The following is a 2,912-nucleotide window of genomic DNA, read 5'->3' as shown; positions in this document are numbered from 1 at the left end:
CTCCAATCCATTCTAATCATGCTTTAAAGAGATCTAGGAAAGTACATATGCAAAAACCTTATAAAGCGATAAATCTAGCTGTTAAGTACATGCGAGGACAAAAAAGTGTGTCTAACCGTTTCCGCTAATGAAACACCAGTATTGACGAAAATATAGGAGGCGCCGCGTGCTGCGCATACGCTCTTCAGTTCATTTTGAAAGCCTGCAACTGCACTGCGGTATTCCTGAAGCAGCTTTTGACCTATCGCTACTTCCTTTCCCGTCCCCAACTCGCTGTCAATTAGCTTGAGTTCTCCGCTCAAATCGGGGCTCAACTCATCAGGCGACAATAGATGTACCAGCACAACCTGTTGACCTGCTGCTGTTAATGAAATGAGAGTCTCTTCGATTCCCTGTTCAAACATAGCATCTGTAAGTACCCACGCGGAACCAGAACGTCTCGGCATTGCAGCTGCCGTCTGGAATGGTGCTGCCATGTTAACGAATTTTGTTGCGGCAGAGGAAGAAGAATCGCTATCCCTCTCCAACTGCTGCATGGCATCTGCTAAAAAATGAAAAAGCTTTGATGAAGAAACACGTCCATGCAGCGGCTGCAGCTCCTTAATGATCGTATCACGAAACAAACGCACCGAAATTCGATCATCTCCGCAAAGGGCAATATGCCCTAAGCATGCAGCTAGTCTTAATGCATATTGAAGCTTGTTTGTATCTGAATGTCCAAAAGCCATGGATTGTGATACATCGATGTAGAGGCTAACCTGCAGCTCTTGTTCATCCCAATATTGCCGAATAAAAGCTTTGCCTGTTCGGCCGTAAACATTCCAATCTATTCGGCGGATATCATCACCGGATGAATAAGGCCGATAATCAGCAAATTCTTGCGATCCGCCAAGCGAGCTGGAGCGCCTTTTGCCTGCCAGCAAACCTTTGATGCGGTTACCTGCACGAATACGCATTCGTTCAAGCTCCGTAAGAAAAGATAGATTAGGAAATAATAGCTTCAAAGCTTCCTGATTCGAAAGTCCGGCAGATGGAGAATAGGCATTCTGTAATGAATTTGCTGATTCTTTGCTCACGCTCATCGCGCGGCCTCCACAGCCGTTAAAATGGCTTCGGACATCTGGTCGCTCGACAAGCCCATCGCTTGTGCCTCATAGCTAAGCACGAGTCGATGCCGAAGCACCGGCAAAGCCGTTTGCCGAATGTCATTCCAAGAAATATGAAGCCTTCCAGCTGATAATGCTCTAACTTTACTAACAGCGATAATGGCTTGAACAGCACGCGGTCCCGCTCCGAATCGTACGTATCGTTTAACCTCTTCAGGTGCGTCAGGCTCGCCAGCATGCGACATCATAACAACCTTAACCGCTAAATCAAGCACATCATCGGCGACTAAAATCTGTTTAGCAGACATCTGCAGATCCAATAATTCAGCCGCGGAAAGGACAACCGATACTTTGGGCTGAGTAATTGAAGTTGTGCGGAGCACGATTTGTTTAAGCTCCTCGCGGCTTGGATAATCCACTCCAATTTTGAGCAAAAAACGATCAAGCTGCGCTTCTGGCAGCGGATAGGTTCCCTCTTGTTCTATCGGATTTTGGGTAGCCAGCACAAAAAAAGGTTTTGGCAGCTGATGCGTCTCCCCGCCTGCTGTTACCGTACCCTCTTGCATAGCTTCCAGCAATGCGCTTTGTGTTTTGGGCGTCGCCCGATTGATTTCATCAGCGAGCACTAAATTTCCGAAAATCGGGCCTGCTTGAAACCGATGTGCGGCTGCGCCTTGGGTACCAAAATCTATCAATGTTGTACCCGTAATATCCGAAGGCATTAAATCAGGCGTAAATTGGATACGAGAAAACTGTAAAGAGATGCAATCCGCAACAGTCCGGATCAGCATCGTTTTGCCAAGGCCTGGTATTCCTTCGAGAAGGGCATGACCTCCGGCAAGCAAACACCAGAGCAACTGCTCCACAACGGCTTGCTGACCGACGATGACACGGCCAATCTCTTTTTTCAATGCAGCAATCCGCGCGGCAGCCTCATCTAACTGTGCTTTGGATTCAATCATATCGGATCATCTCCATTATCGGTTCGGTTGAATTTGATCAAAATATTGCTTAACCTTCTCCTGCATACTATCAGGCAGCTGTGAGCGTCCTAGCGATTGCTTCGCTTCTGCTGCATATTCGTTATAGACATCCTCATAAGGACGTGTCGTTCCATCGATCATCGGGGATTGACCGCCATTTACGGTCTGTCCCCCTGTTGATGGACCACCATCCTGCTGTACATTACCGGAGCCCTGCATCGTACGAGGCGTTGTGATCAAATTTCTGCTGCCCGCTCCTGTGCCAGCTCCTGGTCCAGTGCCTGAGGCAGAGCCAGAGCCAGTGCCAGAACCAGATCCAGAGCCAGATCCAGAGCCAGTACCAGATCCAAAGCCAGAACCAGAACCTGAGCCAGTGCCAGTGCCAATGCCAATGCCAGTGCCAGTGCCAATGCCAATGCCAGTGCCAGTGCCGGAGCCAGTGCCAATGCCAGTGCCGGAGCCAGAGCTAGAGCTAGAGCTAGAGCTAGAGCTAGAGCTAGAGCCAGAGCCAGTGCCGGAGCTAGAGCTAGAGCTAGAGCCAGAGCCAGTGCCAGAACTAGATCCAGTACCTAAGGCAGAGCCAGTGCCGGAGCTAGAGCTAGAGCCAGAGCCAGTGCCAGACCCGGAGCCAGTGCCTGAGTCGGAGGCAGAGGCAGAGCCAGTACCGGAGCCAGAGCTAGATCCAGTGCCTGAGCTAGTTCCTGAACCAGAGCTGGAACTAGAGTTAGATTGCGGAGCAGTGCCGGATGCAGCATTAGAGCTAGAGCCAGTGCCGGGCGCAACGCCCGCGGCGCCTTCCGCAGCCAGCTGCTGTGCCAGCTGC

Annotated in this window: 3 protein-coding genes and 1 pseudogene; 1 reads left to right on the top strand and 3 read right to left on the bottom strand. The window is 50.3% G+C overall.

The annotated features are described in order from the left end of the window. Nucleotides 1-74: 74 nt before the first annotated feature. The 3 genes from AC1DSE_RS33665 to AC1DSE_RS33655 are packed head-to-tail and all read right to left on the bottom strand — an operon-like array spanning nt 75 to nt 2,329. The gene (locus AC1DSE_RS33665) at nt 75-1,082 is read right to left on the bottom strand and encodes a DUF58 domain-containing protein (protein WP_477512660.1); all 1,008 of its coding nucleotides are present in this window, start codon (nt 1,080-1,082) and stop codon (nt 75-77) included. Beyond that, nucleotides 1,079-2,068, bottom strand: coding sequence for an AAA family ATPase (locus tag AC1DSE_RS33660; protein WP_477512661.1), 990 nt, complete (start codon nt 2,066-2,068; stop codon nt 1,079-1,081). Before AC1DSE_RS33660 ends, AC1DSE_RS33665 begins: the two co-directional genes overlap by 4 nt. A gap of 15 nt (nt 2,069-2,083) precedes the next feature. Beyond that, nucleotides 2,084-2,329 (bottom strand): hypothetical protein, encoded by a 246-nt coding sequence (locus AC1DSE_RS33655; protein WP_477528951.1) that lies wholly within the window; start codon nt 2,327-2,329, stop codon nt 2,084-2,086. Here AC1DSE_RS33655 and AC1DSE_RS33650 point away from each other — a divergent pair. Beyond that, nucleotides 2,322-2,912, top strand: a pseudogene (locus tag AC1DSE_RS33650) (hypothetical protein); the annotation flags it as partial. The gene AC1DSE_RS33655 and the pseudogene AC1DSE_RS33650 overlap by 8 nt on opposite strands.

Source organism: Paenibacillus sp. 01L418 (genome assembly GCF_056400045.1).
The sequence above is the reverse complement of the archived record's forward strand: the minus strand, read 5'-3'. Positions and strand labels throughout refer to the sequence as shown.